Origin of the sequence: Streptomyces sp. NBC_01261 (genome assembly GCF_036226385.1) — a bacterium.
GTDB lineage: Bacteria > Actinomycetota > Actinomycetes > Streptomycetales > Streptomycetaceae > Streptomyces.
Genome location: NZ_CP108463.1, coordinates 7,746,480 through 7,772,535, shown reverse-complemented (window position 1 = coordinate 7,772,535; position 26,056 = coordinate 7,746,480). Strand labels below are relative to the sequence as shown.

The 26,056-nt window shown below is 70.3% G+C and carries 25 protein-coding genes; 10 read left to right on the top strand and 15 right to left on the bottom strand.

The features are described 5' to 3' along the window. Positions 1 to 25 precede the first annotated feature (25 nt). The 4 genes from OG226_RS34655 to OG226_RS34640 all read right to left on the bottom strand — a co-directional run bounded on the left by OG226_RS34655 (position 26) and on the right by OG226_RS34640 (position 4,889). On the bottom strand, positions 26 to 1,240 hold the full coding sequence (locus OG226_RS34655) for an MFS transporter (protein WP_329351083.1): 1,215 nt from the start codon (positions 1,238 to 1,240) through the stop codon (positions 26 to 28). A gap of 98 nt (positions 1,241 to 1,338) precedes the next feature. After that, complete coding sequence (locus tag OG226_RS34650) at positions 1,339 to 2,256, bottom strand: endonuclease/exonuclease/phosphatase family protein (RefSeq protein ID WP_443044958.1); 918 nt, start codon at positions 2,254 to 2,256, stop codon at positions 1,339 to 1,341. Positions 2,257 to 2,587: 331 nt separating this feature from the next. Then, positions 2,588 to 3,244, bottom strand: a complete 657-nt coding sequence (locus OG226_RS34645; RefSeq protein ID WP_328683730.1) for a TetR/AcrR family transcriptional regulator — start codon at positions 3,242 to 3,244, stop codon at positions 2,588 to 2,590. Between the two features lie 55 nt (positions 3,245 to 3,299). Beyond that, positions 3,300 to 4,889, bottom strand: coding sequence for an MFS transporter (locus OG226_RS34640; protein WP_328683729.1), 1,590 nt, complete (start codon positions 4,887 to 4,889; stop codon positions 3,300 to 3,302). 217 nt (positions 4,890 to 5,106) lie between these two features. Here OG226_RS34640 and panB point away from each other — a divergent pair, with 217 nt between their 5' ends. The 3 genes from panB to OG226_RS34625 all read left to right on the top strand — a co-directional run bounded on the left by panB (position 5,107) and on the right by OG226_RS34625 (position 8,027). Then, positions 5,107 to 5,982: a 3-methyl-2-oxobutanoate hydroxymethyltransferase gene (panB, locus tag OG226_RS34635; RefSeq protein WP_328683728.1), complete on the top strand. Its 876-nt coding sequence runs from the start codon at positions 5,107 to 5,109 to the stop codon at positions 5,980 to 5,982. Positions 5,983 to 6,186: 204 nt separating this feature from the next. Then, positions 6,187 to 7,206 carry an ATP-binding cassette domain-containing protein gene (locus tag OG226_RS34630; protein WP_328683727.1) on the top strand — a complete coding sequence of 340 codons (1,020 nt, stop codon included), beginning with the start codon at positions 6,187 to 6,189 and terminating at the stop codon, positions 7,204 to 7,206. Beyond that, the gene (locus OG226_RS34625) at positions 7,203 to 8,027 is read left to right on the top strand and encodes an ABC transporter permease (RefSeq protein WP_329351082.1); all 825 of its coding nucleotides are present in this window, start codon (positions 7,203 to 7,205) and stop codon (positions 8,025 to 8,027) included. The genes OG226_RS34630 and OG226_RS34625 overlap by 4 nt, the downstream gene beginning before the upstream one ends. 52 nt (positions 8,028 to 8,079) lie before the next feature. Here the strand turns inward: OG226_RS34625 and OG226_RS34620 are convergent, their stop codons facing one another. Next, positions 8,080 to 11,394 carry a BTAD domain-containing putative transcriptional regulator gene (locus OG226_RS34620; protein ID WP_329351081.1) on the bottom strand — a complete coding sequence of 1,105 codons (3,315 nt, stop codon included), beginning with the start codon at positions 11,392 to 11,394 and terminating at the stop codon, positions 8,080 to 8,082. 227 nt (positions 11,395 to 11,621) lie between these two features. Between OG226_RS34620 and OG226_RS34615 the strand changes: the two genes are divergently transcribed. Then, entirely contained in the window at positions 11,622 to 12,422 is an 801-nt protein-coding gene (locus OG226_RS34615) for a site-2 protease family protein (protein WP_328683724.1), read from the top strand. Here OG226_RS34615 and OG226_RS34610 read toward each other — a convergent pair. The 3 genes from OG226_RS34610 to OG226_RS34600 form a co-directional block, all read right to left on the bottom strand. Further along, entirely contained in the window at positions 12,412 to 12,582 is a 171-nt protein-coding gene (locus OG226_RS34610) for a hypothetical protein (RefSeq protein WP_327404561.1), read from the bottom strand. The genes OG226_RS34615 and OG226_RS34610 overlap by 11 nt on opposite strands. A gap of 69 nt (positions 12,583 to 12,651) precedes the next feature. Further along, positions 12,652 to 13,392, bottom strand: coding sequence for an NADPH-dependent F420 reductase (gene npdG, locus OG226_RS34605; protein ID WP_262057904.1), 741 nt, complete (start codon positions 13,390 to 13,392; stop codon positions 12,652 to 12,654). A gap of 37 nt (positions 13,393 to 13,429) precedes the next feature. After that, the gene (locus OG226_RS34600; RefSeq protein ID WP_329351080.1) at positions 13,430 to 14,530 is read right to left on the bottom strand and encodes a sialidase family protein; all 1,101 of its coding nucleotides are present in this window, start codon (positions 14,528 to 14,530) and stop codon (positions 13,430 to 13,432) included. 103 nt (positions 14,531 to 14,633) lie between these two features. On the opposite strand from OG226_RS34600, the gene OG226_RS34595 reads away from it, so the two are divergent. Beyond that, a complete protein-coding gene (locus OG226_RS34595; RefSeq protein ID WP_328683722.1) occupies positions 14,634 to 15,236 on the top strand; it encodes a hypothetical protein in 603 nt (200 codons plus the stop codon). Positions 15,237 to 15,900: 664 nt separating this feature from the next. Beyond that, the gene (locus OG226_RS34590; protein WP_328683721.1) at positions 15,901 to 17,238 is read left to right on the top strand and encodes an MFS transporter; all 1,338 of its coding nucleotides are present in this window, start codon (positions 15,901 to 15,903) and stop codon (positions 17,236 to 17,238) included. 108 nt (positions 17,239 to 17,346) lie between these two features. Here the strand turns inward: OG226_RS34590 and OG226_RS34585 are convergent, their stop codons facing one another. Then, positions 17,347 to 17,574 (bottom strand): hypothetical protein, encoded by a 228-nt coding sequence (locus OG226_RS34585; protein ID WP_328683720.1) that lies wholly within the window; start codon positions 17,572 to 17,574, stop codon positions 17,347 to 17,349. Positions 17,575 to 17,632: 58 nt separating this feature from the next. Between OG226_RS34585 and map the strand changes: the two genes are divergently transcribed. Further along, positions 17,633 to 18,490, top strand: a complete 858-nt coding sequence (gene map / locus OG226_RS34580; RefSeq protein ID WP_329351079.1) for a type I methionyl aminopeptidase — start codon at positions 17,633 to 17,635, stop codon at positions 18,488 to 18,490. Positions 18,491 to 18,602: 112 nt separating this feature from the next. Then, positions 18,603 to 19,250, top strand: a complete 648-nt coding sequence (locus OG226_RS34575; RefSeq protein WP_329351078.1) for a biliverdin-producing heme oxygenase — start codon at positions 18,603 to 18,605, stop codon at positions 19,248 to 19,250. Between the two features lie 27 nt (positions 19,251 to 19,277). Here the strand turns inward: OG226_RS34575 and OG226_RS34570 are convergent, their stop codons facing one another. The 3 genes from OG226_RS34570 to OG226_RS34560 are packed head-to-tail and all read right to left on the bottom strand — an operon-like array spanning position 19,278 to position 21,732. Next, positions 19,278 to 19,856 (bottom strand): DUF4276 family protein, encoded by a 579-nt coding sequence (locus OG226_RS34570; protein ID WP_328683717.1) that lies wholly within the window; start codon positions 19,854 to 19,856, stop codon positions 19,278 to 19,280. A gap of 4 nt (positions 19,857 to 19,860) precedes the next feature. Then, on the bottom strand, positions 19,861 to 21,063 hold the full coding sequence (locus tag OG226_RS34565; protein ID WP_329351077.1) for an AAA family ATPase: 1,203 nt from the start codon (positions 21,061 to 21,063) through the stop codon (positions 19,861 to 19,863). A 48-nt stretch (positions 21,064 to 21,111) separates the two neighbouring features. Then, positions 21,112 to 21,732: an ATP-binding protein gene (locus OG226_RS34560; protein WP_329351076.1), complete on the bottom strand. Its 621-nt coding sequence runs from the start codon at positions 21,730 to 21,732 to the stop codon at positions 21,112 to 21,114. A gap of 191 nt (positions 21,733 to 21,923) precedes the next feature. Between OG226_RS34560 and OG226_RS34555 the strand changes: the two genes are divergently transcribed. Then, positions 21,924 to 22,808: a helix-turn-helix domain-containing protein gene (locus OG226_RS34555; protein WP_329351075.1), complete on the top strand. Its 885-nt coding sequence runs from the start codon at positions 21,924 to 21,926 to the stop codon at positions 22,806 to 22,808. Then, the gene (locus tag OG226_RS34550) at positions 22,805 to 23,008 is read left to right on the top strand and encodes a DUF397 domain-containing protein (protein WP_329351074.1); all 204 of its coding nucleotides are present in this window, start codon (positions 22,805 to 22,807) and stop codon (positions 23,006 to 23,008) included. Before OG226_RS34555 ends, OG226_RS34550 begins: the two co-directional genes overlap by 4 nt. Before the next feature lie 3 nt (positions 23,009 to 23,011). On the opposite strand, the gene OG226_RS34545 is transcribed toward OG226_RS34550, so the two are convergent. From OG226_RS34545 to OG226_RS34535, 3 genes are read right to left on the bottom strand one after another with little or no spacing between them, the layout of a single operon-like run. Further along, positions 23,012 to 23,656 carry a PhzF family phenazine biosynthesis protein gene (locus OG226_RS34545; RefSeq protein WP_329351073.1) on the bottom strand — a complete coding sequence of 215 codons (645 nt, stop codon included), beginning with the start codon at positions 23,654 to 23,656 and terminating at the stop codon, positions 23,012 to 23,014. Further along, positions 23,649 to 24,539: a hypothetical protein gene (locus OG226_RS34540; RefSeq protein ID WP_328683711.1), complete on the bottom strand. Its 891-nt coding sequence runs from the start codon at positions 24,537 to 24,539 to the stop codon at positions 23,649 to 23,651. The genes OG226_RS34545 and OG226_RS34540 overlap by 8 nt, the downstream gene beginning before the upstream one ends. Before the next feature lie 4 nt (positions 24,540 to 24,543). Continuing rightward, entirely contained in the window at positions 24,544 to 26,046 is a 1,503-nt protein-coding gene (locus tag OG226_RS34535) for an HtaA domain-containing protein (RefSeq protein WP_328683710.1), read from the bottom strand. Between the last annotated feature and the right edge of the window lie 10 nt (positions 26,047 to 26,056).

Genomic DNA, 26,056 nt, shown 5'->3' with positions numbered 1-26,056 from the left:
AGACGGGTGGGAGGGTGGGCGGAGGTCAGTGGTGCAACGCCGGTGCCTGTTCGGGGACGTGGGCCGCGACCACACGCTCGCGCCCCGGTACCGCGCGGCGCCGGTCCACCGTCGCCGCCGTAGCGGCAACTCCCAACCCCAGTACGGCCAGTACCGCTCCGGCCAGCGCAGGGGACGTAGCTCCGAAGCCTGCCGCCAATGCCAGGCCGCCGATCCAAGCGCCGCCCGCGTTGGCCAAGTTGAAGGCTGCCTGGTTCGCGGAGGAGGCCAACGACGGGCCTGCCGCCGCCTTTTCCATCACCATCAGCTGGAGCGGGGAGCCCGTCACGAACGCCGCCATGCCCAGCAGGATCACCGCCAGTCCCGCCGTCCACTCCGTCGTCATCAGGACGGGGAACAGGGCCAGGACGACGGCCAGGGACGTCAGGCCGCCGAACAGCGTGCCCCGCAGGGAGTGGTCCGCCAGGCGGCCGCCCACCAGGTTGCCCGCCGTCGCGCCCACGCCGAACAGCGCCAGCAGCAGCGTCACGCTGCCCTCCGCGAAGCCGGCCGCGTCCGTGAGCATCGGGGTGATGTAGCTGTAGGCCGAGAACAGGGCGCCGAAGCCGGCCACTGTGGTGCCCAGCGCCAGCCAGACCGGGAGGGACTTCAGTGCCGCCATCTCGCGGCGCAGGCCCACCGCGGGCGCCTGTGCGTGGTCGTGCGGGATCAGGAACGCCAGGGACGCTATCGCTCCCACGCCGATCACGCCGACGCCGAGGAACGTGGCCCGCCAGCCCAGGTGCTGGCCCATCAGCGTTGCCGCCGGGACGCCCACGACGTTGGCGACCGTGAGGCCCAGGAACATCAGGGAGACGGAGCGGGCCTTGCGTTCGGGCGCGACCATCGTCGTGGCGACGACCGCTCCGACGCCGAAGAAGGCGCCGTGCGGCAGGCCGCTCAGGAAGCGGGCCGCCAGGAGGTAGTCGTAGTTCGCGGCGAAGGCCGAGAGGACGTTGCCCGCCACGAACAGTGCCATCAGGCCGATCAGGACCGTGCGGCGGGACAGGCGGGCCGTGACCGCGGCGAGGAGCGGGGCGCCGATGACGACGCCCAGCGCGTACGCCGAGACCAGGTGGCCCGCCGTGGGGATGGAGACGTGCAGGTCGTCCGCGACCTCGGGCAGCAGGCCCATGATCACGAATTCGGTGGTGCCGATACCAAAAGCGCCGACGGCCAGCGCGAGCAGGGCCAGGGGCATGGAAGAGCCTGTGCCTTTCTGGGGAGAGCGGAGTTCCGTACTACCGAGCTTAAGTTCAGTTACGGAACAAAGACTCCCAGGCCCGCTATTCCACGCGGTTACGAGCTCGTGTCGAGGTTCACACGGGCCGCGATCGGGAGATGGTCGCTGCCCGTCTTCGGGAGGGTCCACGAGGACACCGGTTCGACGCCCTGGACCATGATCTGGTCGATCCGGGCCATCGGGAACGACGCCGGCCAGCTGAACCCGAAGCCGCTGCCCGCCGCGCCCTGTGTGGAGCGCATCTGGGAGGTGACGGCGTTCAGCGAGCGGTCGTTCATCGTGCCGTTCAGGTCGCCGAGGAGGATCTTCCGCTTGAGCGGCTCGGCGGCGATGGCCTCACCCAGCGCGTCGGCGCTCGTGTCGCGCTGCCGGGCCGTGAAGCCGGCCTCGATCTTCACCCGCACCGAGGGGAGGTGGGCGACGTAGACCGCGATCTGTCCCTCGGGGGTCGCGACGGTGGCGCGCATCGCGCGCGTCCAGCCCAGCTTTATGTCCACGGCCTTGACGCCGGTCATCGGGTACTTGCTCCACAACCCGACCGTGCCCTCGACCGAGTGGTACCTGTACGTCGACGCGAGGGCCTTCTCGTACGTCGGGACCGCCGACGCGGTCAGTTCCTCCAGGGCGACGATGTCCGCGCCGGACGCGGCGACGTCGCGGGCCGTGCCGGCCGGGTCGGGGTTCTCCGCGTTGACGTTGTGCGTGGCCACCGTCAGGTCGCCGCCGGTGCCGGTCTTGTCGCTGAGCAGGAGCCCGCCGAAGAGGTTCAGCCACACGACCGTCGGGAGGACGACGGCGATGAGCGCGGTCGCCGACTTCCGGACCAGGCCGAGGATCAGGAGGACCGGGATCGCGAGCCCGAACCACGGCAGGAACGTCTCCGTGAGGCTGCCGAGGTTGCCGATCCGGTTCGGGATGCGCGAGTGCAGCAGCATGACGAGGGCCAGGAGGATCGCGAGCGCGGCGAGGACCATGCCCCGGCGCCAGATCCGCGGATCGCCGCGCCAGCCGTCGGTCAGTCTGTTCCACAGGCGCCGGAGCCGGGATCCGCGCGGCTCGTCCCCCGAGCCGCCGTCGTCCGTCTCCGCCACATACGCCTGCTGTGCCATACCGTCGCCTCACTACCTGCCGTGCACACCATCGTCCCCGCGCCTACGACCCTAGGGGATGATCGGTTCCGATCCGCCGTCCCATGACGGCCGTACGGGCACGAGGACGAACAAGTGGGTGTCCGGAGTTCCGAACACGCGCGGCCGTAGCGCCTTCTGTGACGGAACGCGCACATTCGCGCGCCGCACACATCGACTACGAATTGACGGGTCGTAGGGCCACCAGCACCGTGTCGACGAGGAGTTCCGACAGGCCCTCGGGGAGGTCCGCGTCGAAGCGCATGACGGTCCGCAGGAGCATCGGGCCGACCAGCATGTCGTTCATCAGCTCGGGGTCGAGGTCGGTGCGGAGTTCGCCGTTCTCCTGGGCCCGGCGCAGGAGGTCGACCTGCTTGCGGCGGCGGGGTTCCACGACCGTCGCGTGGTAGGCCGCCCACACCTTCGGGGTGCTCTTCATCTGCGCGTACACGTTGTGCAGGAGCGCCGAGGACCGGGTCATCAGACCGCGCTGGCGCAGCTGTTCCATCATGGCGACGAGGTCGTCGCGCAGGGAGGTGCCGGGCAGTTCGGGGTCCTGCGGCTCCGCCTCGCGGACGACGTCGACGAACAACTCCTCCTTGCCCGGCCAGCGGCGGTAGATGGTGGCCTTGCCGACTCCGGCGGTACGGGCGATGCGCTCGATGGAGAGTTCGGCCAGCGGCACGCCGTCCTCCAGGAGCTTCATCACGCCCTCCGTGATGGCCCGTTCGACGGTCTCGCTGCGCGGGCGCCCCCTGGTGGGCGCGCACGGCCGGGTCCCGTTGTCGGTGCCATGGTCGTTGCCGGTGGCGGTGCCGTTGTCGGCAAGGCTCACTTCACTCCGTCCCTTCCGCTGTTCCCCCCGTTCCCGTCTCAGGTGATTGTCGTCGCTATTCCCCTACGACGACCAACTCCGGCTCCTCCTTGCCCTCCTGAGGGACCGGAGGCCTGCCGGGCAGGAAGAGGAACGCCACTACGGCGCCGATGAGCGCGACGCCCGTGCCGCACAGGGCGGTGACGTGCATGGCGTGCAGGAAGGCGTCGTTGGCCGGGGTGACCAGGGCCCTGCCCTGGGGGCCGAGCTTCGCGGCGACACCGAGGGTGGCCTCGATGGACTCGCCGGCGGTGTCCCGGAGGGCGGCCGGTACCGAGCCGAGCTTGCCCTCGATGCCGTTGCGGTACGCCGTGGACAGCACCGAGCCGAGGACGGCGATGCCGAGGGCGCCGCCGACCTGGCGGAAGGTGTTGCTCAGCGCGGACGCGGAGCCCGCCTTCTCGCGCGGCAGCGCCTGCATGATGACGACGCTGGTCGGGGTCATGACGTGGGCCATGCCGGCGCCCATGAAGAAGAAGATGACCTCCAGGATCCAGATCGGCGTGTCCGCCTTGAGGGTCGCGAAGGCGGCGAGCATCCCGGCGAGCACCAGCAGGCCGACGCCGGTCGTGATCCTGTTGCCGAACCGGTTGACGACCAGCCGGGCCCGCGGCGCGAAGATCATCTGCGCGGCGGCCAGCGGCAGCATCAGCAGGCCGGTCTGCAGCGGCGAGTAGCCGCGCACGCTCTGGGTGTAGAAGACCGAGAAGAAGGTCACGCCCATCAGCGCGAAGAAGACCAGCGCGATGGCGGCGATCGCGGCCGAGAACACCTTGTTCTCGAAGTACGTGACGTCGATCGACGGGTGGTCGCTGCGCTTCTCGAACCAGACGAACCCGGCGAGCACGACGACACCGGCGATGATCGTCGCCAGCACCTTGGGCGCCGTGAAGTCGGCCAGTTCGCCGCCCTCGATGATGCCGTAGACCAGCAGGACGAGGCCTACGACGGACAGGACGACGCCGACCGGGTCGAGGCGGCCGGGCTTCGGGTCGCGGGAGTCGGGGACCAGCCAGATCATCAGGGCCAGGGCGACCAGCACGATGGGCACGTTGATCAGGAAGACCGAGCCCCACCAGAAGTGGTCGAGGAGCACACCGCCGGTGATCGGGCCGATCGCGATGGCGAGGCCGACACCGCCGGCCCAGATGCCGATGGCCTTGGGCTGCTCGTCGCGCTCGAAGACGTTCATGAGGACGGCGAGAGTGGCGGGCATCACGAACGCGGCGCCGAGGGCCATCAGGGCGCGGTAGCCGATGAGTTGGTCCGGCGATCCGGACTCGGCGGCGAGCGCGGAGCCGATGCCGAACACGACGAGTCCGCCGAGCAGGACCTTCTTGCGGCCGATCCGGTCGCCCAGCAGGCCCGCGGTGAACAGCAGTCCGGCGAAGACGAGGGTGTAGGCGTTGATCGCCCACTCCAGCTCGCTCTGGGTGGCGCCCAGGCCGGTCGGGGCCGGGGTGGAGATGGTCTTGATGGCGACGTTGAGGATCGAGTTGTCGAGCACCACGATGAGCAGGCTCAGCATCAGCACGCCGAGGATGGCCCAGCGGCGACGGTGCACCGCTTCGGGTATCCGGGTGCCGGGGACGGGTGGAGTGGTCATGCCGTCCAGAGTAGGGAGCGCCGAGCCAATTACGATACGGGACCGTGCCGTATCGTAAATATTTTACTCAGGCCTTACGTATGCCTCCTTACGCATGCCTTCGTACGTGACGCGGGTGACTGGGGTCCCTCTGGCCCTCTGTGGCACGAGGTGCCACCATGGCGGGGATCTGGGGACGCCGTGAGGGTGCCTCAAGATGACTGAAGGAGCCGTTGCAATGACGCAGCTTTCGGCTGCCCAGGCTGGGAAGAACAGCTCCTCCGACGGCAGCAAGGCGCTGTACGGAGGCAAGGGCACACGCCGTATCACCGTCCGGGACATCGCCCTCGCCAAGGAACGCGGCGAGAAGTGGCCCATGCTCACCGCCTACGACGCGATGACCGCGTCCGTCTTCGACGAGGCCGGCATCCCGGTCATGCTCGTCGGGGACTCGGCGGGCAACTGCCACCTCGGGTACGAGTCGACCGTGCCGGTCACCCTCGACGAGATGGCCATGCTGTCCGCGGCCGTCGTACGGGGCACGAGCCGCGCCCTGATCGTGGCCGACCTGCCCTTCGGGTCCTACCAGGAGGGTCCGGTGCAGGCGCTGCGCTCGGCGACCCGGCTGGTGAAGGAGGCCGGGGTCGGCGCCGTGAAGCTGGAGGGCGGCGAGCGGTCGCACGAGCAGATCCGGTTGCTGGTCGAGTCCGGGATTCCGGTCATGGCGCACATCGGTCTGACCCCGCAGTCCGTGAACTCGATGGGGTACCGGGTGCAGGGGCGGGGCGAGGAGGCGGCTCAGCAGCTGCTGCGGGACGCGAAGTCCGTGCAGGACGCGGGGGCGTTCGCGGTGGTCCTTGAGCTGGTTCCGGCGGAGTTGGCGGCCGAGGCGACTCGGGTGCTGCACATTCCCACGGTCGGGATCGGGGCCGGGGCCGAGACCGACGCCCAAGTCCTGGTGTGGACCGACATGCTGGGGCTGACCGGCGGGAAGATGCCGAAGTTCGTGAAGCAGTACGCGGATCTCCGAGGGGTCATGGGGGACGCGGCGAGGGCGTTCGCGGAGGATGTCGTGGGCGGAACGTTCCCTCTTGAGGAGCACTCGGTTCACTGACGTCAGCAAGTCACAGAGCCACTGCGGCACCATGGCAGCCCGCCGAACTTCCCCCGTCGGCGGGCTGCCTCCTTGCCGCCTGCCGCCCGTCCCGGTCGGCCGGGAAGCGCACGTACAGACGCCGTCGGTCACGTGTAGGCGGCTGTCGGCGGCTGTCGGCGGGATGTAGGCGTTCTGTCGGTCGGCCCTGGCACTGTCATCCGCATGACGCGAATCGACAAGAACTCCAGCGGCACGGCCGTGTCCGTGCGGGGGCTGGTCAAGCACTACGGCGAGACCAAGGCGCTGGACGGCGTCGACCTGGACGTCCGGGAGGGCACCGTGATGGGTGTGCTCGGGCCGAACGGTGCCGGTAAGACCACCCTCGTACGGATCCTGTCCACGCTGCTCGCCCCGACCTCCGGCGAAGCCACCGTCGCCGGCTACGACGTCCTGCGCCAGCCCCGCCAACTGCGCCGGGTGATAGGCCTCACCGGCCAGTACGCCTCCGTGGACGAGAAGCTCCCGGGCTGGGAGAACCTGTACATGATCGGGCGGCTGCTCGACCTGTCCCGCAAGGACTCCCGCGCCCGCGCCGACGAACTGCTGGAGCGGTTCTCGCTGACGGACGCGGCCAAGCGGCCGGCGAGCACCTACTCCGGCGGTATGCGGCGGCGGCTCGACCTGGCCGCCTCGATGATCGGGCATCCGCAGGTGCTCTTCCTGGACGAGCCGACCACCGGGCTCGACCCCCGCACCCGCATGGAGGTGTGGACCGAGGTGAAGTCCATGGTCGGCGGCGGTGTGACCGTGCTGCTCACCACCCAGTACATGGAGGAGGCCGAGGCACTCGCCTCCGAGCTGACCGTCGTCGACCACGGCAAGGTCGTGGCGGGTGGCGCCATCGACGAGCTGAAGGCGAGGGTCGGGGGGCGCGCGTTGCGCATCCGGCCTGCCGATCCGATGCAACTGCGGCCGCTGGCACGGGCGTTGGACGAGCTGGGTATCACCGGACTCGCCACCGTCACCGTGGACGTGGAGAGCGGAACCGTCCTGGTGCCGATCCTCAGCGACGAGCAACTGACCGCCGTGGTCGGCGCGGTGAGCGCCCGGGGCATCACCATCGCCGCCATCACCACCGAACTCCCCAGCCTGGACGAGGTGTTCCTGTCCCTCACCGGACACCGCGCCAGCGCCCCGCAGGACTCCGTGCCCACCCACGACCGCGAGGAGGTCGCCGTATGAGCGCCGTCACCGTGAACCCCGCCGGCGTATCGGCGGCGGACCCCCGTATCCCGCTGCGCAACCATCTGCGCCACACCGGCGCGCTGATCCGCCGCAACCTGCTGTGGATCCGGCAGGACCCGGAGTCGATGTTCGACGCCATCCTGTTCCCGGTCATCTTCACGCTGCTGTTCGTGTACGTCTTCGGCGGCTCGATCGGGCAGTCGCTCGGCGGCGGGCAGCACGCGTACGTGCAGTACGTCGTGCCCGGCCTGCTCGCCATGATGGGCATGAACATGGCCCAGGGGGTGGGCACCGGCTTCAACACCGACTTCCACACCGGGGTCATGGACCGGTTCCGGTCGCTGCCCATCGGGCGCGGCTCGGTGCTGATCGCCAAGATCGTGGTCGAGATCATGCGCATGCTGGTCGCGTGCGCCGTCCTGATGGTCGTCGGTGTCCTCGTCGGCTTCGACATCCACCGCTGGGGCGGCATGTTCGCCGCGATCGGGCTGTCCGCGGTGTTCGGCTCGGCCCTGATGTGGGTGTTCATCACCCTCGGCGTGACCATGAAGAGCGCGCAGTCCGTGCAGGCCATGGGCTTCCTGGTGCTGATGCCGCTGCAGTTCGGCTCGTCGATCTTCGCGCCGACCGGGTCGATGCCGGGCTGGCTGCAGAACTTCACCGACTACAACCCGCTGTCCTCCCTGGCCGACGCGGCCCGCGGGCTGATGGTGGGCGGCCCGGTCGCCCACGGTGTGCTGCTGACGCTGGCCTGGTCGGTGGGGCTCACCGCGGTGATGGCCCCGATCGCCATCCACAAGTTCCGCACCAAGACCTGACCGCGCCGGACCGGTACGCACCACAGTCGCGTCCCACCGGTACGCGTCGGCGTCACACCAGGGCGGCGGCCTCCTCCACGGAGAGGCCGCCGCCTTCGGCGTACCCGGCCTCGCAGGTCTCGTAGGCCTCGTCGCCGAGCGCGGCACGGGCGCGCCGCTCGGCCTGGAGGTAGACCTCGCGCTCCATCGACGTCGCGACATGCCCGGACGGCAGCAGCGTCCGCGCCGTGACGAGGCAGCGGACGGCGTCACGGGCCCGGCCGCCGCCGTCGGTCTCGGCGAGGGCGATCGCGGCCACTCCCAGGTACAGCGGGGTCATGTGCGGGGCGATGGCGTCGGACAGCGGGTCGCCCGCCCGGTGCAGGGCCCGCCGGATCTTCTCCAGGGCCTCGTCGTAGTCGCCGTCGACCGTGGCCACCCAGGCCTCCAGGCCGAGGATGTACGCGTCGAAGACGACGAAGTGGGAGATGGTGAACTGCTCGCGCAGCAGGCGCAGTTGCTCACGCGCCTCGGCGGGCCGGCCGGTCATGGCGAGGTAGCCCGCGAGGAACATCCGGGCGGCGGGCATCGCCTCGTTGCCACTGCCGTACGGCTGCTTCTCGACCACCTCGCGCAGGATGCGTTCGCCCCGCTCGGCCTCACCGCCCTCGACGAGCACGCTGCCGAGCCGGGCGCCGAGCACGGCCGTCTGACCATGGGCGCCGAGCCGTTCCGCGTGTTCGATCGCGGCCTCGTAGTCGGCGGCGGCGAGCCCGAACTCGCCGATGCGCTCCCGGGCCTCGGCCCGTGCGGAGAGCGCCTCGGCGGTGCCCCAGGCGTCCCCGAGGCGGCGGAAGATCTCCAGCGACTCGTTGGCGTCCCGGACCGCGTCGCCCGCCCAGTCGCTGCGGTTGGCGAGCATGTTGGCGCGCATCTGGAGGGTGGTGGCCAGCTCCCACTGCATGCCGGGGGTGACACGGCAGGTGCGGACGCCGGCTTCGAGGATGCCCGGCAGCCGCTCCACGTTGCCGGTCATCAGCACGGCGTAGAACCAGAGCATGCCGGGGGTACGGCAGGTCTGCGGCTGGCCGGGTTCGTAGACCTCGGTGATCAGGCGGAGTTTCTCCTTCGCCACCGGTGCCTCCCAGGCCTCCAACTCCGTGTCCATCCAGCCCAGATGGGCGAGGTGGACACCGCGTCTGGCCTCGGTGAGGAGTTCGCCGGTGAGCGGGGGCGGGACGTCGGTGCAGCGCTGCCAGACGGGTTCGGCGCGTTGGACGGGGGCGGTGAAGGGGTCGGGGCCCAACGCCATGACCTCGACGCACCAGTTGCGGGCCTCGATGCGGACGTCGCGCATCTGCCAGTACCAGACCAGCGACAGGACGAGGCAGATGGCCTCCTGCTCGTCGCGCTCGGTGAGGGCGTGCCGCAGGGCGGTGCGGAGGTTCTCGTATTCGAGCTCCAGCCGTCCTACGGCGGCGAGTTGGCCGGGGCCGCGCAGCAACGGGTCGGTGGTGCGGGCGAGTTCGCGGTAGTACGTCAGGTGGGCGCGCTCGGCGCGGGGGCGGCGGCCGGCCTCGTCGAGCCGTTCGCCCGCGTACTCGGCGACGGTCTCCAGGAGCCGGTAGCGCATCTCCCCCTCGCCCGAAGGGGCCGCCACCACAAGGGACTTGTCGACGAGGGAGCCGAGCGTCTCGAACGCGACCGGCCCGCACACGGCCTCGGCGGCGGCGAGGTCGCAGCCGCCGGCGAAGACGGACAGGGTGCTCAGCACGTCCCGTTCGTCCGCGTCGAGCAGGTCCCAGGACCAGTCGACGACGGCCCGCAGGGTCTGCTGGCGGGGCAGCAGCGTACGGCTGCCCGAAGTGAGCAGCCGGAAGCGGTCGTCGAGCCGGTCGGCGATCTGACGCGGCGTCAACATCCTCAGCCTGGCTGCCGCCAGCTCGATGGCGAGGGGCAGCCCGTCGAGCCGCCGGCAGATCTCGGCGCAGGCCTCGGGGTCGCCCTCGACGCTGAACCCCGGCCGGGCGGCGGCACCCCGGTCGGCGAGCAGCCGTAGCGCGACGGGGTCGGGCAGTGGCTCCACCGGGCGCAGCAACTCGCCCGGTACGCCCAGGGGTTCACGGCTGGTGGCGAGCACGGTGAGGCCGGGGCAGCGCTCCAGCAGGGTCTCCACCAGGCGGGCGGCGGCGTCCACGACGTGCTCGCAGTTGTCGAGGACGATCAGCATCCGGCGGCTGCCGCAGTGTTCGGCGAGCCGGTCGACGGGGTTGTCGTGCCGCTCGCCGCCGGCGGCCCGGATGGCCTCGGCGCCGGCGCCGTACATCACGGTCTCGCGCGCGCCGACGGCGGTGAGCACGGCCGTCGGTACGGCGTCGGGGTCGTCCACGGGGGCGAGTTCGGCCAGCCAGACCCCGTCCCGGGCCGCGTCCCGCACCCCTTCGGCGGCCTCCTGCGACAGCCGCGTCTTCCCGGCCCCACCGGGCCCGAGCAGCGTCACCAACCGGGCCGAGGCGAGATCACCCCGGATGACGTCGATGTCGGCCTCCCGGCCGACGAAGGAGGTGAGGCGGGCGCGGAGGTTGCCGGGGGGCGGGGTGGCCCGGGGGGAAGGGGCGACCGCGGGGGCGGGGGTGGACGTACTGGGCGCGGGCTCGGGGGCGAGGCTGAGCAACTCCCCGTGCAGCGACCGCAGTTCGGGCCCCGGATCGGAGCCCAGCCGGTCCGCCAGGAGCTGTCGTACGTCCTCGTACGCGGCCAGTGCCTCGGCCGTGCGGCCCGTCGCGCGGAGGGCTCGCAGGCGCAGGGACTGGAGAGGTTCGTCGAGGGGGTGGGTGTCGCAGAGGGCGGTCAGTTCGGGGAGGGCGGTGTCCGCGGTGCCGAGGGACACCGACGCGGTGAGGCGGGCGCGGCGGGCGTCCAGGTGGCGGGTCTCCCAGCGGGCCGCCTCCGCCGTGCGGTCGGGGAGGTCGGCCAGGGCCGGGCCGCTCCACAGGGCGAGCGCGTCGTCCAGGACCTCGGCCGCCTTCGCGGGGTTGCCGTCGGCCAGCGCCCGCAGCCCCTCCCCCGTCAGCCGCTCGAAACGGTGCAGGTCGATGTCGTCGGGGGCGGCGGCGAGCCGGTAGCCGCTCTCCGCCGAGGTGATCGCGTCGGCGCCGAGCGCCCGGCGCAGCCTGCCCACCAGCGCCTGGAGCGCACCCGGGGCGTCGGCCGGCGGGTCCACGCCCCACACCTCGTCCACCAGGAGGCTCGCGGGCACGGTCCGACCGGGCCGCAGGGCGAGCACGGTGAGCAGGGCGCGCAGCCGCGCCCCGCCGACCGGGACGGGCGTGCCGTCGGGTCGTAGTGCCTGGGTGGTGCCGAGAATGCGATAGCGCACGGGGTCCATTGTCTCCGGTGGCGTGGAAAGCGGTCACGGGGTTGCGGCGGCGCGGCGCCGGACGCGCTACGACGCCTCCCCAAGAAGCCCCCGAGGGGTGACGGAGTCGTAGAACGCGTGCCAGAGTCCCATGTCCCCACCTTCCCCGGAACCGAGGGCCGCTCGCGAGACGTTTTCCCCCCGTGCCCGGTACCGTCGGGCTTCGCGTCCACCGACCCAGCAGGGAGCCCGCCCCCATGACCGCCACCACCACCCGCCCCAGTGACCGGCGGATCAGTCCCGTCTTCATCGGGATCCTGGCTGTCACGGCGGTGACCGGCTGGGCCACCTGGACCGGGTTCGCCGAGCAGCCGGGCGTCGCCGTGTTCCTGTTCGTGACGGCGGCCTGGATCGTCTCGCTGTGCCTGCACGAGTACGCGCACGCGCGCACCGCCCTGCACAGCGGCGACATCTCGGTCGGCTCGAAGGGCTATCTCACCCTCAACCCGCTGAAGTACACGCACGCGCTGCTCAGCATCGTGCTCCCGGTGATCTTCGTCATCATGGGCGGCATCGGTCTGCCCGGTGGCGCGGTGTTCATCGAGCGCAACCGGATCCAGGGCCGGTGGAAGCACAGCCTGATCTCGGCGGCGGGCCCGCTGACGAACGTGCTGTTCGCGGCGGTCTGCACCGCGCCGTTCTGGCTGCACTCGCTGGACGGGGTACCGCGGGACTTCCGGTTCGCGCTGGCGTTCCTCGCGCTGCTCCAGGTCACGGCCGCGCTGCTGAACTTCCTGCCGGTGCCGGGCCTGGACGGCTACGGCGTGATCGAGCCGTGGCTGTCGTACAACATCAAGCGGCAGGTGGAGCCGTTCGCGCCGTTCGGCCTGCTGTTCGTGTTCGCGCTGCTGTGGGTGCCGTCGATCAACACGTACTTCTTCGATGTGATCGACGCGATCCTGCGCGGGCTGGGCATCAGCGACTTCGAGACCTACTGCGGGCAGAACCTGTACCGCTTCTGGCAGGGCACCAACGAGTTCTGCTCGATCAACGGGTGACCGAGCGACCGCGCTTCAGGTAGTACCAGCACATGTTGGACGAGAGGCCCGCGATCAGCACCCACACGATCCCGAGCAGGCTGCCCTGTACGAAGGAGACGACCGCCGCGGCCACGGCGAGCAGGCAGACGACGAGGGCGTAGAGGGCGAGGCGGGGCATGGGTTCGGCTCCTGTCGGCAGAACAAAGGGGACACCGGTGGTCGGTTGCCACCAGTGTCCCCCACGCGCTCAGACGTCCGTGACGCGCAGGCCCGCGTGTGCCTTGTAGCGGCGGTTGACGGAGATCAGGTTCGCGACCAGGGACTCCACCTGGTGGGCGTTGCGCAGTCGGCCGGCGAAGACACCGCGCATGCCGGGGATACGGCCGGCCAGCGCCTGCACGATCTCGACGTCGGCGCGCTCCTCGCCCAGCACCATCACATCGGTGTCGATCTCGGCGATCTCCGTGTCCATGAGCAGCACGGCCGACAGGTGGTGGAAGGCGGCGGCGACCCGTGAGTCGGGCAGCAGGGCGGCGGCCTGTTCGGCGGCGCTGCCCTCCTCCGGCTTCAGCGCGTAGGCGCCCTTCTTGTCGAAGCCGAGCGGGTTGACGCAGTCGACGACGAGCTTGCCGGCCAGTTCCTCGCGCAGCGACTCCAGGGTCTTGCCGTGGCCGTCCCAGGGCACGGCGACGATCACGACGTCGCTGCGGCGCGCGGTCTCCGCGTTGTCGGCGCCCTCGACCCCGTGGCCGAGTTCGTCGGCGGCGGCCTGCGCGCGGTCGGCGGCGCGGGAGCCGATGATCACCTTCTGGCCGGCCTTGGCAAGCCGGTAGGCGAGGCCCTTGCCCTGCGGCCCGGTCCCGCCGAGCACGCCGACGACCAGTCCGGAGACGTCGGGGAGGTCCCACGGGTCCTTGGCGGGGGCCTTCGCGGGGGCGGTCCCGGAGGCCGTCGCGGGGGTCTGTGCAGCACTGTCGGTAGAGGTCATGGGCCGACTTTACGTCCGCCTCCGCACCCGTACCGGGTCAGGTGAGGTCCGTCACGGGCACCCGCCGGAAGGTGATCGTCTCGTACGGCCCGAAGTCGCCGGTCTCGTAGAGGAGTCCGACCGTGTCGTCGTCGACGCGTACGAGGTCGGAGTAGGCGGCGGGCAGTCCGTCGACCGTGTGCACGGGGCGCCAGGTGGTGCCGGCGTCGGTGGAGGCGCGCAGGGTCAGCAGGGCGCGGGCGGCCGGGTCGCCGGGCCCGGAGTACAACAGCAGGTCGGGGTCGCGGAGTTGGAGGACGCTGGCCTCGCAGACGGGGGCGATGAGGCCGGCCTGCGGGCGGAAGGGTTTCGTGAGCGTCGTGCCGCCGTCCGCCGAGTGGGCGTCGGCGCGGTTGCCGGGGGACGGGGAGTCGTTGCGGGTGTTGAAGTAGACGCGTCCGTCCGGGAGTTCGGCGGCGGTGGTCTCGTTGCAGTTGACGTAGCCGTCCGGGTTCTCGTCGACGTAACCGAGGGACCAGGTCTCGCCCTTGTCGTCGCTGAGCAGGCAGTGACCGCTGTTGTACTTCGCCTCATTGCCTACGTCCGTGCCGGTCGGCGGGATCGTGTGGTTGGCGGCGACGACCACACGGCCGGTGCTCAACTGGATGGCGTGGCCGGGCGTGGTGGCGTACCAGCGCCACTCGGGCCTCTTCACCTGGTCGGTGATCTCCGTCGAACTCGACCAGGTGACACCGTCGTCGTCGCTGTACCGCACCCAGATCCTGCGCCCGTCGGCCGGCTTCACCTGGCCGCGCAGGATGGCGTCCTCGGTGGCGGTGGCGGTCGCGCGGACGTAGACGAGCAGGACGCGGCCGGTGTCGAGGACGACGGGGGCGGGGTTGCCCGCGAGGTGGGGGCCGTTGGTGGCGGCGGCGGTGAGCGGGCCCCAGGTTCGGCCGCCGTCCGTGGAACGCCGGAGGACGATCTCGATGTGGCCGTGGTCGCTCGCGGAGTCGACGCGGCCCTCGCAGAACGCGAGGAGGGTGCCGGCGGCGGTCACCACGACGGCCGGGATCCGGTAGCTCGCGTAGCCGCCTTGGCCTGCGACGAAGGGGACGGATACATCCGCGGTCTCTGCGGTCTCTGCGGTTTCTGTCATGAGGTGACTCCTTGGGGGACCGATGAGCCCGCACCATCCCCAAGTTGGGCGAATTCGTGGTGAACTCCACGTCACGAGTGGCTGGTTGGGGCAGGATGCGGACATGGATGCCGTACGGGTCGCGCTGTTGCGTGAAGTGCTCGCCGGGACCGAGTGGTTGGGGGCCACGCGACGGTTCGCGGGGGTGTTGCGCGGGTCGGTGGTGTCGCACGGGGGTGGGTTGCTGCTGGTGGGTACGCCCGCGTACGAGCCGTGGCATCTCGCGGCGCACCTGGTCGACGAGGCCGCGTGGTCGGGTACGCCGGAGCTGGCGCCGACTCTCGTACGACACGACGCGCGTCCCTCCGATCCGGCGCACCTGGCCGTCGGACTCGGCCGGATCGAGGCGGCCCGGCGTGGCGAGACGCTGCTGGTCGTGTCGCCGGAGGGGCCGGGTGCCCCGCTCCTGGAACGGGTCCACGACGCCCGCCGGGCCGGCGCGACCGTCCTCTCCCTGGGCTCCCAGAACCGCGAACTGGTGTCCCTGGCCCACGAGTCACTCCCCGTACCCGAGCACACGGACCTGGACCTCGACACCGTCCAGCACCTGGTGAGCGCGGCGGCCGGCGAGAACATCCTCCCGGCGACACGGGGGCGGGGGCGCTTCCGTGACCGTTTGTCCCGCCTGACGGACCAGTTGACGGCACCGCCGCCTGCGCCCTGGTAACAGGTCTCCCACCCACCCACCCGTCCAGGTCGGCTGAGAGGTGCACGAAAAGAGCGGCACCGAACCGCCGCCGACAAGCGACCGTCACGGATCCCCACCGCCACCAGTCACCCACCCGTCTCGGGCGTTGACAGGTGGACGAGGAAAGCGGCACCAAACCGCCGCCTGCAAGTGAGTGCGGCGCGTCTCCACCGGCGTCAACTGCCCGCCCGCCCACCCGCCCAGGTCAGTTGAAGAGTCGACGAGAAGAGCGGCGCCACACCGCCGCCCCCGAGCGACCGAGGCAGGTCGCGACCGCCAACTCCCTGTCGCCGCCGACCACCCACCCGCCACTCCCCCATCCGTCCCACGCAGTTGAAGAAGTGGACGAGAAAGGCTGTGCCGGGCCGCCGCCGCCCACCCGTCTCGGTCAGTTGGGAAGTGGACGAGGAAATCGGTGCCAGGCCGCCGCCGCCAAGTGACCGAGGCAGGTCGTCGCCACCGATTTCCTCACACCGCCCGGCCACCAACCGCCCGCCGTCCCCCGCTGGCCGCCCGCCCGCCAGTCGTCTGCCGGTTGCCCACCCGCCCCCACGACCGACGCCGACGAAATCCGGTCCCCCACGACCCGCCCCGCGAAAAATCCGCTTGCCACCCCCACCCCCCACCCCGACCATTGCCCCTCGTGACCGAAAGCGCCGATCCCCTCGCCGAAGCCCCCACAGGCCTCCGCGCCCTCCTCCCCGATCTGACCCCCTGGCATGCCTCCGTCGACTTCCGCAGGCTCTGGATCGCGGGGCTGGTTTCGAACTTCGGCACTTTTCTGACGTTCGTCGCGCTTCCGGTGCAGATCAAGGAGCTCACGGGATCCGCGGCGGCGGTGGGTGCGGTCGGTGCCGTGGAGTTGGTGCCGTTGATCGTGTTCGGGCTGTACGGCGGTGCGCTCGCGGACGCGTGGGACAAGCGGAAGTTGATCGTCTGGACCGAGGTCGGACAGGGGGTGCTCTGCGGGGCGCTGCTGTTCAACTCGCTGTTGCCGCACCCCGCCCTGTGGCCGCTGTATGTTTTCGCGGCCCTGACCTCCGTGCTCGGTGCGATCCAGCGGCCCGCGCTGGACTCGCTGTGGCCGCGGATCGTGGCCCACGAGCACATGACGGCCGCGTCCGCGCTCAACTCCCTGCGCTGGACGGTCGGCGGGGTCACGGGCCCGGCGCTGGCGGGTGTGGTCGTGGCGTTCGCGGGGCTGCCCTACGCGTTCGCGGCGGACACCCTGACGTTCGCGGTGTCCGTCGTCCTGATCTTCCGTATCGCCGCCTCCCCCGGCGCCCACGAGGCGCGGAAGCCGTCGTTGAAGTCGATCGCCGAGGGCGCCCGGTACGCGTGGAGCCGTAAGGAACTCCTGGGTACGTACGCCATCGACCTCGCGGCGATGTTCTTCGCGATGCCGCTGGCGGTGCTGCCGTTCCTCGCCGATGATCTGCACGCCCCGTGGGCGTTGGGGCTGATGTACTCGACCGTCCCGGCCGGTGCCCTGCTGGTGAGTGTGACCAGCGGCTGGACCTCGCGGATCCAGCGGCACGGGCGGATGGTGGTGCTGGCGGCGGCGTTGTGGGGCGCGGCGATCGCCTGCGCGGGCGCGGTCGGCAACGTGTGGCTGGTGCTGCTGTTCCTCACCGTCGCGGGCGGCTGCGACATGGTGAGTGGCATCTTCCGCGGGGTCATCTGGAACCAGACGATCCCGGACGAGCTGCGCGGCCGGCTCGCCGGGATCGAGCTGCTGTCCTACTCGGTGGGCCCGCAGCTGGGCCAGGTCAGGTCCGGTGGCATGGCCGCCCTGTCCGGGGTGCGGACCTCGGTGTGGGCGGGCGGGCTGATGTGCGTGGGCGCGGTGGGGCTGCTGGCCGTAGGACTGCCGAAGCTGATGTCGTACGACGCGCGGACGGACGAACACGCGCTACGGCTGAAGGCGCAGCGGGCGCCGGCGACGACTCCTACGACCCCCACGGCCCCGGCCGACGCCTGAGCGGTCGGCGCCGGAGCCCGTCGTGGCGCGGCCTGATCAGGTCACCGCCGGCGCCTGTCGTAGCGCGAGCCGGTCAGGTCGCCCGGTGCCCGTCGCGGCGCGAGCCGGTCAGTCGTCGTCCGCGCCCTTGGTCGCGTCGTGCCACTTGGGGTCGTTCTCCCACTCCAGGTTGCGCTCGCGGGCCGTCTCCATCGCGTGTTCGGCCTCGGCGCGGGTGGTGTACGGCCCGAACCGGTCCTTGGCGGGGCACTCCGGCCCCTCCTCGACCTTCTTGTGTTCGAGGCAGTAGTACCACTCGCCGGGCTTCCCGACCGTGCGCTTCTTGAACAGGGCCATCAACGGCTCCTTTCCCTACCGCCATGTTCCCCCATGTCCGCTGGTTAGACTCGCTGGCATGTCTGGCCAGTCGCTGCTCGTACCAGGGGACCTCTCCCCCACCCGTCCCGTGCCCGGAAACATCCGTCGCCCCGAGTACGTCGGCAAGCCCGCGCCGACCCCGTACACCGGGCCGGAGGTGCAGACCCTCGAGACGATCGAGGCGATGCGGACCGCCGGGCGGATCGCCGCGCGGGCGATGGCGGAGGCCGCGAAGATCATCTCGCCGGGGGTGACCACGGACGAACTCGACCGCGTGGCGCACGAGTACATGTGCGACCACGGCGCCTACCCGTCGACGCTCGGCTACCGCGGCTTCCCCAAGTCCCTGTGCACCTCGCTCAACGAGGTCATCTGCCACGGCATTCCGGACTCCACGGTGCTGCGCGACGGCGACATCATCAACCTCGACGTGACGGCGTACATCGGCGGCGTGCACGGCGACAACAACGCGACCTACCTGGTCGGTGACGTCGACGAGGAGTCCCGGCTGCTGGTCGAGCGCACCCGCGAGTCCCTGGACCGCGCGATCAAGGCGGTCCGTCCCGGCCGCCAGATCAACATCATCGGCCGGGTCATCGAGTCGTACGCCAAGCGCTTCGGCTACGGCGTGGTCCGGGACTTCACCGGCCACGGCATCAACTCGTCCTTCCACTCCGGCCTGATCGTCCCGCACTACGACAGCCCGCACGCGACGACCGTCATCCAGCCCGGGATGACGTTCACGATCGAGCCGATGCTGACGCTGGGGACGTACGAGTACGACATGTGGGACGACGGGTGGACGGTCGTCACGAAGGACCGGAAGCGGACGGCGCAGTTCGAGCACACGTTGGTGGTGACGGAGACGGGGGCGGAGGTGCTCACCCTGCCGTAGCGCCTCAAGACCCACTCTCCGCCGAGGGTGGGTCTTTCTCTTGTACGCTTTTACCGACAGGACGTCGGCAACCTGTTGACTTAGGTAAGCCTTACCTTAGAGGATAGGGCTCATGGACTCCTTCTCGACAGTCATCCGCACCGCGTCCCACGAACAGCACGTGGAGGCCGAGACCTCCACCTTCATGAGCGATCTGCTCGGCGGCCGGCTGGGCGTGGACGCGTACGCCCGGTACACCGAGCAACTGTGGTTCGTCTACGAGGCGTTGGAGACCGGGGCGGAGCGCCTCGCGGCGGATCCGGTGGCCGGGGCGTTCATCCAGGCCGAGTTGTTCCGACTGCCCGCGCTGGAGCGGGACCTTGAGCACTTGCGGGGTGCGGACTGGCGGGCGGAGCTGACCGCGCTTCCCGCGACGCGGGCCTATGCCGAACGGGTGCGGGAGTGCGCGGAGTCGTGGCCGGCCGGGTACATCGCCCATCACTACACGCGCTACCTCGGGGACCTCTCCGGCGGCCAGATCATCCGGGACAAGGCGGAGCGGACGTGGGGGTTCTCCCGGAAGGGGGACGGGGTGCGGTTCTACGTGTTCGAGGGGATCGGGAACCCGGCCGCGTTCAAGCGGGGGTATCGGGAGTTGCTGGACGGGGTCCAGGCCGACGATCTGGAGAAGCAGCGGGTCGTGGCCGAGTGCAAGCGGGCGTTCGCGTTGAACACCGGGGTGTTTCGGGCGTTGGGTGAGGAGTTTCCGCTGAGCGCGTGACGTCGGGCGGCGCCTGTGGGGCCACCGTCACAGGAAGCGCAGTCGCTCCATCGCCGTACGCAACTCACCGACCCAGCGGGCATAGGCGGGAACCTGCTGGAGTGCAGCCAGGGACACACGCTGACCCAGCCGATCGAAGTCGTACTCCGGCCGGTGCCGTGGGCCGAACGCCTCGGCCAGGGCCTTCTTCGGATCCGGAACCTTCTCGACGTCGCGAGGTGCCCGGACCAAGTTCCGTACCGACGCCTCCGCCGTCGCCGTGGGCAGCGCGGCGGCGTCGGCCAGCATCCACGCTTCCATCTCCCGCACCGGGACGATCCCGACGAGCCGGTCCGCCGCACCGCCGAGCCTCGCTCGGACGGACTCGACCTTGCTCTGCTCGTTGTGATCATGATGGATCAGCACGATGTCCATGTGTTCCAGAAGCGAGGCGACTTCCTCGACCACATGGTCGCGCGGCGCGACAGTGAAGCGACTGCCGGGAGCGGTGCCTCCGAAATCGAATCCGGGAGCGGACTCCGGCTCCAGTGCCGCCACTTGACGGTCGATGAGCGGCAGCAGGAACCACTGGTCACTGAGCCCCTCGGTCAGCAGCGCGATGCTCAAGTACCTAAGCCCCATGGGCGTATCCCACCGGGTTCAGGTACTGGCTCACTTCCATGGGCGAGACGTACGTACCACGCTCGCCGGTCACGCCGACCCTCCGAGCCCGCGTCAATCGGGCCGGCGACTTCCCCTTCTCCAGCCGTGTGACCGTGTCCATGAACACCACGTCCTGTGAAGCCTCGTCCAGCAGCGAGGCCAGCACGACCGGAGAGTGCGAGGTGACGATGATCTGACGGAGCGCGTCACGATCGCCTTCGGCGGGCTCCTCGTACGTGGCCAGATCCGTGACGCGTCCCTTCAACCGCTCCAGCAGACGGGGGACGCGATTCGGATGCAGGCCGTTCTCGGGTTCTTCGACCATCAGCACACCGGGATGAGCCGGATCATGTGCGGCGCCGAGCAGAGCAAGCACCCGCAGCGTTCCGCCGGACACGACTCGCGGCGTCATTCTCGGCTCGTGCTTGTGCTGGATCCAGATGTCCCACTGGGCCTGGTCCTTGTCCTGTACGACGTCGATCTCCCGTACATCGGGCAGCACAGCCGCCACGTCCGCCAGGAAGGCGGACCTCCGCTCCGGCGTCCTCCACAACCGGCCGAGTACGGCACCGAGGTTGCGACCGTCTTCGGTCAACGCCTCGTTGTCGTACGCGTCGGCGGGTTGGCGCATGGCATCGGGCACGGGGTCCAGCAGGCGCCAGCCGCCAGTTGCCCGCTTCAGAGCGCGGTACACCGCGGCATCAAGGCGAGGGGACTCTCCCGGCCCTTCCCGTTCTACGTAGGGAGCCGATTCGTCGATGGCAGCGGCCACCTGATCCGGCAGCGGCAGACCGGAACTGCCCACTCCCCCGATCGACACCTCTACGTCCAACGGTTGCGGCGCCTCGCGATAGCCGATGTACGCGTGGACCCCTACGTGAACCAGCCCGAACTCCGGGGTCTCCAGCAGAACATTCGCGCCGATGTGGATCTCCTCCACCAGGCTCCCGTCCGGGCGCCGCCGGAACAACTCCCGGGGACCACCACGCCGGGCATAGCGGACCAGTGTCTGACTGCTGGAGTCCCGTACGACGTGACCGAGCAGAGCGACCGCTTCCAGCAGGTTGGACTTGCCGGAGCCGTTCGCTCCCAGCAGGACCAGGAACGGCGGAACGTCGAGTGAGAACTGGTCGAACGTCTTGAAGCCGTCGATCTCGATCCGGGTGATCACTGCTGCTCCTCACTCACCGCGTGTACGCGAAGCGGTTGCGCGGCCACACTATCCGTCCCCCCTCCGCCGTACGGTCAGCGGCTCGGTCGCGTGTACGCGCAGTGCAGGGCCCTCGTCCAGCGTCAGTACCACCGTGGATTCGTGCGATTCGTGCTGCTCGGTGTGGACGTCGAGGACTGCGCGCCAAGCGCCCCATACCCGCACGTACTGGCCGGGGTGGACCATGACCGCCGCGAGTTCCGTCTCGACGGGCTCGGCCACGATGTCCGGTGCCTTCAGCTCCGCGAACACCGTTTTGCCGACCCCGCCCGCGCGTTTCTCCACACCCCAGCGAAGGGCGAGTGCCTCGACCAGGAGCAGCCCGCGCCCACCTGTCTCCTCGTCTCCGGGCTCCCGTAACTCGGGCGTCCCCGCTCCGGCGTCGCTGACCTCCAGCCGCAGCAGCCCCTCGTCCACCGTGCGTGCGATCCGTACGCCTACCTGGCGATCGCTCGGCACGGGTACGCGCAGCGCGTTGGTCACGAGTTCCGAGAGGACCAACTCGGCGTTGCCCAGGACCTCTTGATCGACACCCCAGTCACCGAGCACCGCGAGCAGCGCGGCCCGCGCTCTGGGCACGCTGCGAGGGCAGCGGGGCAGCCGGAAGGTGACTTCGTTCGGTGCGGCCATGCGGTGGCCTCCTCGGGACTCGGCGACTGTGGCGAACTCCCCGCAGTGCGGCTCCGGTTGGAGTCGCGGACATCAGTAGACTGCCCGCACTTGAACTCACTCGCAACGTTGCGAGTTACATCGGAGCCTTTTCTCACTCTTTCGGGTGAGTGCATCATGGAGGCCAACTCGGCTCTGCTAGAAGGGGATTCATGACAACTCGCGGCACAACCGACCGGCCATCAACAGTTCTCGGACGGCAGTTGGGTGACGAGCTACGGCGTCACCGGGAAGCCGCAGGCCTGTCCACCACCGAGGCGGCCGATGCGCTCGACTGCACCAAGGGCAAGATCAGCCGCATGGAGAACGGTCGCGTTCTGGTGCGTACACCTGACGTGGTCGCGCTGCTGCACGCTTACGGAATCGACGACTCGGAGACCCTGGAGCGGTTGACCCGCCTCACCCGGACCGCCAACCGCCGCCGCCGTGAGGGTTGGTGGCATCAGTACGGCTCGGTGCTGGCCGACACATATCGGGACTACATCGAGATGGAGTCCATCTGCGAAAGCGTCCGCACCTTCCAGGCGCAACTGATCCCGGGCCTTCTGCAAACCGCTCAGTACGGACGAGCGGTGACAGTCGCCTCGCGCGCATGGCAGTCGTCCGAGGAGATCGACCAGTTCGTTCAGGTACGACTCTCTCGGCAACAACGGCTCCTCGACGAGCCCACGTTGGAATTCTGGGCGGTACTCGCAGAGGGAGTGCTCCGCCAGCAAGTCGGGGGACCCGACGTCATGCGCGCCCAGCTGGAACACGTCGCCGAAATGGCGGTGCGCCCCAATATCACCGTCCAGGTCCTGCCGTTCTCCCGCGGGGCGCACTCAGGTATGTTCGGGCCGTACCTGTTGATGGGCTTTCCGCAGGTGACGGCACAGGATCTCGTACTGACGGAGACTCCCACGGGCAACATCTGGATGGAGCGAGAGCTTGAAGTCGCCCACTATCGGGCGCTCTTCGACGATGCGCGCACCGCTGCGCTGCCGCCGACGGAATCACTCGCACTCATCCGTCGCACTGCCAAGGAGTACAGTCCATGACCCACGAACGCCACGAAGCCTCTCGTCCCGGGACAGCGATATGGCGTAAGAGCACCTACAGCGGCGGCCAGGGCGAATGCCTCGAACTCGCCCCCGATACCGCCGACTTCGCCCCCGTCCGCGACAGCAAGACCCCCACCGGCCCTGTCATCCCGTTCGGCCGCCACGCCTGGCGCGCCTTCGTCGCCCACCTCGGCTGAGTCTCAGCGCTCCAGGAACACCCGGCCCCCGACCTCCACCCATCCCCCCGGCTGCGGCGCCGTAAGGATCTGGGACCCCGCGCCCTGTGTGATGTTGAGAGCTCTGCCCAACCGGTCGGTCAGCAGCAACGCCGCCGCGCCCGTCGCCTCGTCCTCGTGGATGCCGTCGTCCCGGCCGGGGAACGCGCGGGCGCGGACGCGGCCCGCTGCCTCGTCCTCCCAGGCCCAGGCGTAGATCCACTCGCCGGGTGGGGGGACGGGGAGGGCGTCGACCTCGCGGGCGGTGGCGTACTGGCGGAGGGTACGGGGCGGGGCCCACTCCGGGAGGGCCTCGATCCAGCTGAACTCGCCGTCGAGACGGGTGCCCACGACGCCTGCGGGGGTGACCAGCTCGGGTATGTCCAGGAGCCAGGCCGTGCCGACGCAGGGGTGGCCGGCGAAGGGCAGGCGGGTGGTCGGGGTGTAGATGTCGATGACTCCGCGCTCGGGGTCGTCGACGAACACCGTCTCGCTGAAGCCGAGTTTCCCGGCGAACACCTGCCGCTCGTCCGGGTCCGGCATGACGGAACCCTCGCGGACGACGCCGAGTTCGTTGCCGTATCCGCCGCTGGGTCCGCAGAAGACACGCAGTACGTCGTAGTCAGTCACGGGGGCATTCAAACACCGCGCGGGCGGCGAGGTCATCCCAGGCCGGGGCTCCGCCGGGGAGGGGCCAGGTGAGGGTGGGGGCCTCGTCGTAGGGCAGCGAGGACATGGTGTCCTCGTACGCCGTTTCCAGGAGGGCCCGTTGGCGCTCAGGAGTCTCCGGGTGCTCCGCGAACTGTCGTACGCGCTCGTCGTGTGCCCCGGTCAGTTCGGCGGCGGTGCGGCGCCAGTCCTCGTCGTCCGGTACTCGGTACAGGACCACGCACGGCGGGGTCAGGCCCTCCGCCAGCGCCGCCACGGCACGGTCGTGACCGTCGAGGAGCGCCCAGCCGTCGAACGGTGTGACCCGCCACAGGAGGACGGGGGCGAGCGTGTCCTCCCGTGCGTGCTTGCGGTAGGCCTTCACGCGTGGCGCGTCCGTGGGTGAGAGCGGTCGTAGCGGTACGACGCCTTCCCAGCCGCCCGCGCACCAGTCGAGGTGGCAGGCGGGCCAGTCGCGCATGAAGTCGCCCCACCACACGTAGGCCGGGAACTTGCGCCGCTCGCGGAGGCGCCAGCGTGCGTCGTGCAGCGGGCCCTCCTTCGCCTCCTCCAGCCAACTCGCGTACTGGTGAACCCAGTTACCGGGGTTCCTCATCAGGTCCGACCGGATCCTCGGCAACGCTGAGCGGAAGCCGTCGAGCCGGTGCACGAAGAGGCCCTCGCGCGAACAGCCGCCCTCTTCCTCCCGGCCCAGCAGCAGGGGCCGTCCGCCCTGCCGGAGCAACAGCCGGCCGCCGGCCGCCGTCTCGAAACGCAGCGGGGGCGGACCGGGCCGGCCTGTCACGGTCAGCACCAGTCCGCCCGCCGGCAGTGGTTCTCTGGGCCCCTGGTCTTCATGGGGCACAGTCTTACGCCTCCGTACGCCGCCTGCGCATCGCGAGCACCACGCCCGCGCCCGCCGCCACGGTCACCGCCGCAGCCGTGCCCAGGGCCGCCACCGGGATGTCGGAACCGGTCGAGGCCAGCGAGCCGTTCACGCTGCCCGTCGTGGAGCCGGTGACACCGCCGCCCGAAGTCGAGCCCGTCGTACCGGAGTTGTCGGTGCCGCCGGAGGAGCCCGTGCCGGTGCCGGTCGTCGACGACGAGCCGTCCGAGGGGAGGGTGGCGTCCGCCGTCAGGGCCAACGTCAGGTCGAGCGGGTCGAGTTCGGCGCCGGTCTGGTAGAAGCCGCCGAAGGCCTTCGCGCCGGCTGCGGTGAGGGTGGCGGTGACGTCGTCGAGGGTGATGACGTCGTTCTTCGCGGTGAGGTCGGTCGAGCCGGCCTTCAGGTCGGCCAGGACCACGTCGTCGGACTTCTCGCCCAGGCTCGTCACGTCCGCGGTCAGTTTGCCGGCGCCCTTGTCGAGGGTGGCCTTCAGGTCGGTGAAGGTGAGGTCGAGGCCGTAAGTGCCGTTGTCCTCATGGCCCTTGAAGTTCACCGCGCCCTCGAAGGCGGCGGAGAGGGTGTCCGCGTCGGTGTCGTAGCTGCCGGACGCGCCGGTGAAGGTGAAGACTCCGTTGCCCGCCGCCTGGGACGCGCCGGTCGACGTCGTGATCTTGCCGTTGGCGACGCTGCCGACGACGTAGGAGCGGAAGGACTCCTTGACGCCCCAGTTGAGCTTGCCGTCCGCTATCTCGCCCTTGTCGGCGGCCGGTTGGGAGGCGGTGTCCGAGGGGCTCGCGCTGTCGGAGGGCGTGACGGACGGGGTGGTCGTGGCCGGCGGGGTGGTCGTCGCGGGCGGGGACGTCGGCTGGGACGGCGTCGGCGATACGGGCGCGCTCGGGGTCGGGGACGTCGTCGACACCGGCTCGACCGCCGACAGCGGGTCGCCGGCCGCGTTCGCGTACGAGTCGCTGCCGAGGAACGTGCCCGCCGCCGTGGTGAGGGTGGTGCCCAGGTCCGTCAGGTTCTGGCTGGTCGGTGCGGCGACCGTCGCGAGCGTCACGTCCTGCTGCTTGGTGCCGCCGTCCGCGACGAGATCGGCGGTGAGGGTGCCCGCCGCGCTGTCGTACTGGAAGTCGGACATCTCCCGCACGAAGCCGTGCAGCGTCGACTTGGCGGTGACGGTGCCCTTGAAGGTGAGGTGCACGGCGTGGCTGGTGGTGTCGTAGGTGCCCGTGCCGCCCGTGAAGGTGAAGGCGCCGTTGTTCGCGGCCTGCGAGGCGCCGTCGGTGGCGGTGAAGGAACCCTGCGCGTAGGTGCTCACGTAGGTGCGGTAGGACTGCTTGATGCCCCAGGTCAACTCGTAGCCGCTGAGCGGGACTTCGGCCGCCGACGCGGTGGTCGTGGCGAGCGCCGTGGCGCCGAGAGCGGCGGCGGTCGCGACGGCCGCGGCGAGGGCGAAGGAAAGTCGAGGGCGTCTGACGGGCATGGCCGTGGTT

What these genes read in the sequence shown, in the direction of transcription:
- OG226_RS34655 (WP_329351083.1), bottom strand. Translation starts at nt 1,240, where the DNA reads ATGCCCCTGGCCCTGCTCGCGCTGGCCGTCGGCGCTTTTGGTATCGGC.
- OG226_RS34650 (WP_443044958.1), bottom strand. Translation starts at nt 2,256, where the DNA reads ATGGTCCTCGCCGCGCTCGCGATCCTCCTGGCCCTCGTCATGCTGCTG.
- OG226_RS34640 (WP_328683729.1), bottom strand. Translation starts at nt 4,889, where the DNA reads ATGACCACTCCACCCGTCCCCGGCACCCGGATACCCGAAGCGGTGCAC.
- panB (WP_328683728.1), top strand. Translation starts at nt 5,107, where the DNA reads ATGACGCAGCTTTCGGCTGCCCAGGCTGGGAAGAACAGCTCCTCCGAC.
- OG226_RS34630 (WP_328683727.1), top strand. Translation starts at nt 6,187, where the DNA reads ATGACGCGAATCGACAAGAACTCCAGCGGCACGGCCGTGTCCGTGCGG.
- OG226_RS34625 (WP_329351082.1), top strand. Translation starts at nt 7,203, where the DNA reads ATGAGCGCCGTCACCGTGAACCCCGCCGGCGTATCGGCGGCGGACCCC.
- OG226_RS34620 (WP_329351081.1), bottom strand. Translation starts at nt 11,394, where the DNA reads ATGGACCCCGTGCGCTATCGCATTCTCGGCACCACCCAGGCACTACGA.
- OG226_RS34615 (WP_328683724.1), top strand. Translation starts at nt 11,622, where the DNA reads ATGACCGCCACCACCACCCGCCCCAGTGACCGGCGGATCAGTCCCGTC.
- OG226_RS34610 (WP_327404561.1), bottom strand. Translation starts at nt 12,582, where the DNA reads ATGCCCCGCCTCGCCCTCTACGCCCTCGTCGTCTGCCTGCTCGCCGTG.
- npdG (WP_262057904.1), bottom strand. Translation starts at nt 13,392, where the DNA reads ATGACCTCTACCGACAGTGCTGCACAGACCCCCGCGACGGCCTCCGGG.
- OG226_RS34600 (WP_329351080.1), bottom strand. Translation starts at nt 14,530, where the DNA reads ATGACAGAAACCGCAGAGACCGCAGAGACCGCGGATGTATCCGTCCCC.
- OG226_RS34595 (WP_328683722.1), top strand. Translation starts at nt 14,634, where the DNA reads ATGGATGCCGTACGGGTCGCGCTGTTGCGTGAAGTGCTCGCCGGGACC.
- OG226_RS34585 (WP_328683720.1), bottom strand. Translation starts at nt 17,574, where the DNA reads ATGGCCCTGTTCAAGAAGCGCACGGTCGGGAAGCCCGGCGAGTGGTAC.
- map (WP_329351079.1), top strand. Translation starts at nt 17,633, where the DNA reads ATGTCTGGCCAGTCGCTGCTCGTACCAGGGGACCTCTCCCCCACCCGT.
- OG226_RS34575 (WP_329351078.1), top strand. Translation starts at nt 18,603, where the DNA reads ATGGACTCCTTCTCGACAGTCATCCGCACCGCGTCCCACGAACAGCAC.
- OG226_RS34560 (WP_329351076.1), bottom strand. Translation starts at nt 21,732, where the DNA reads ATGGCCGCACCGAACGAAGTCACCTTCCGGCTGCCCCGCTGCCCTCGC.
- OG226_RS34555 (WP_329351075.1), top strand. Translation starts at nt 21,924, where the DNA reads ATGACAACTCGCGGCACAACCGACCGGCCATCAACAGTTCTCGGACGG.
- OG226_RS34550 (WP_329351074.1), top strand. Translation starts at nt 22,805, where the DNA reads ATGACCCACGAACGCCACGAAGCCTCTCGTCCCGGGACAGCGATATGG.
- OG226_RS34535 (WP_328683710.1), bottom strand. Translation starts at nt 26,046, where the DNA reads ATGCCCGTCAGACGCCCTCGACTTTCCTTCGCCCTCGCCGCGGCCGTC.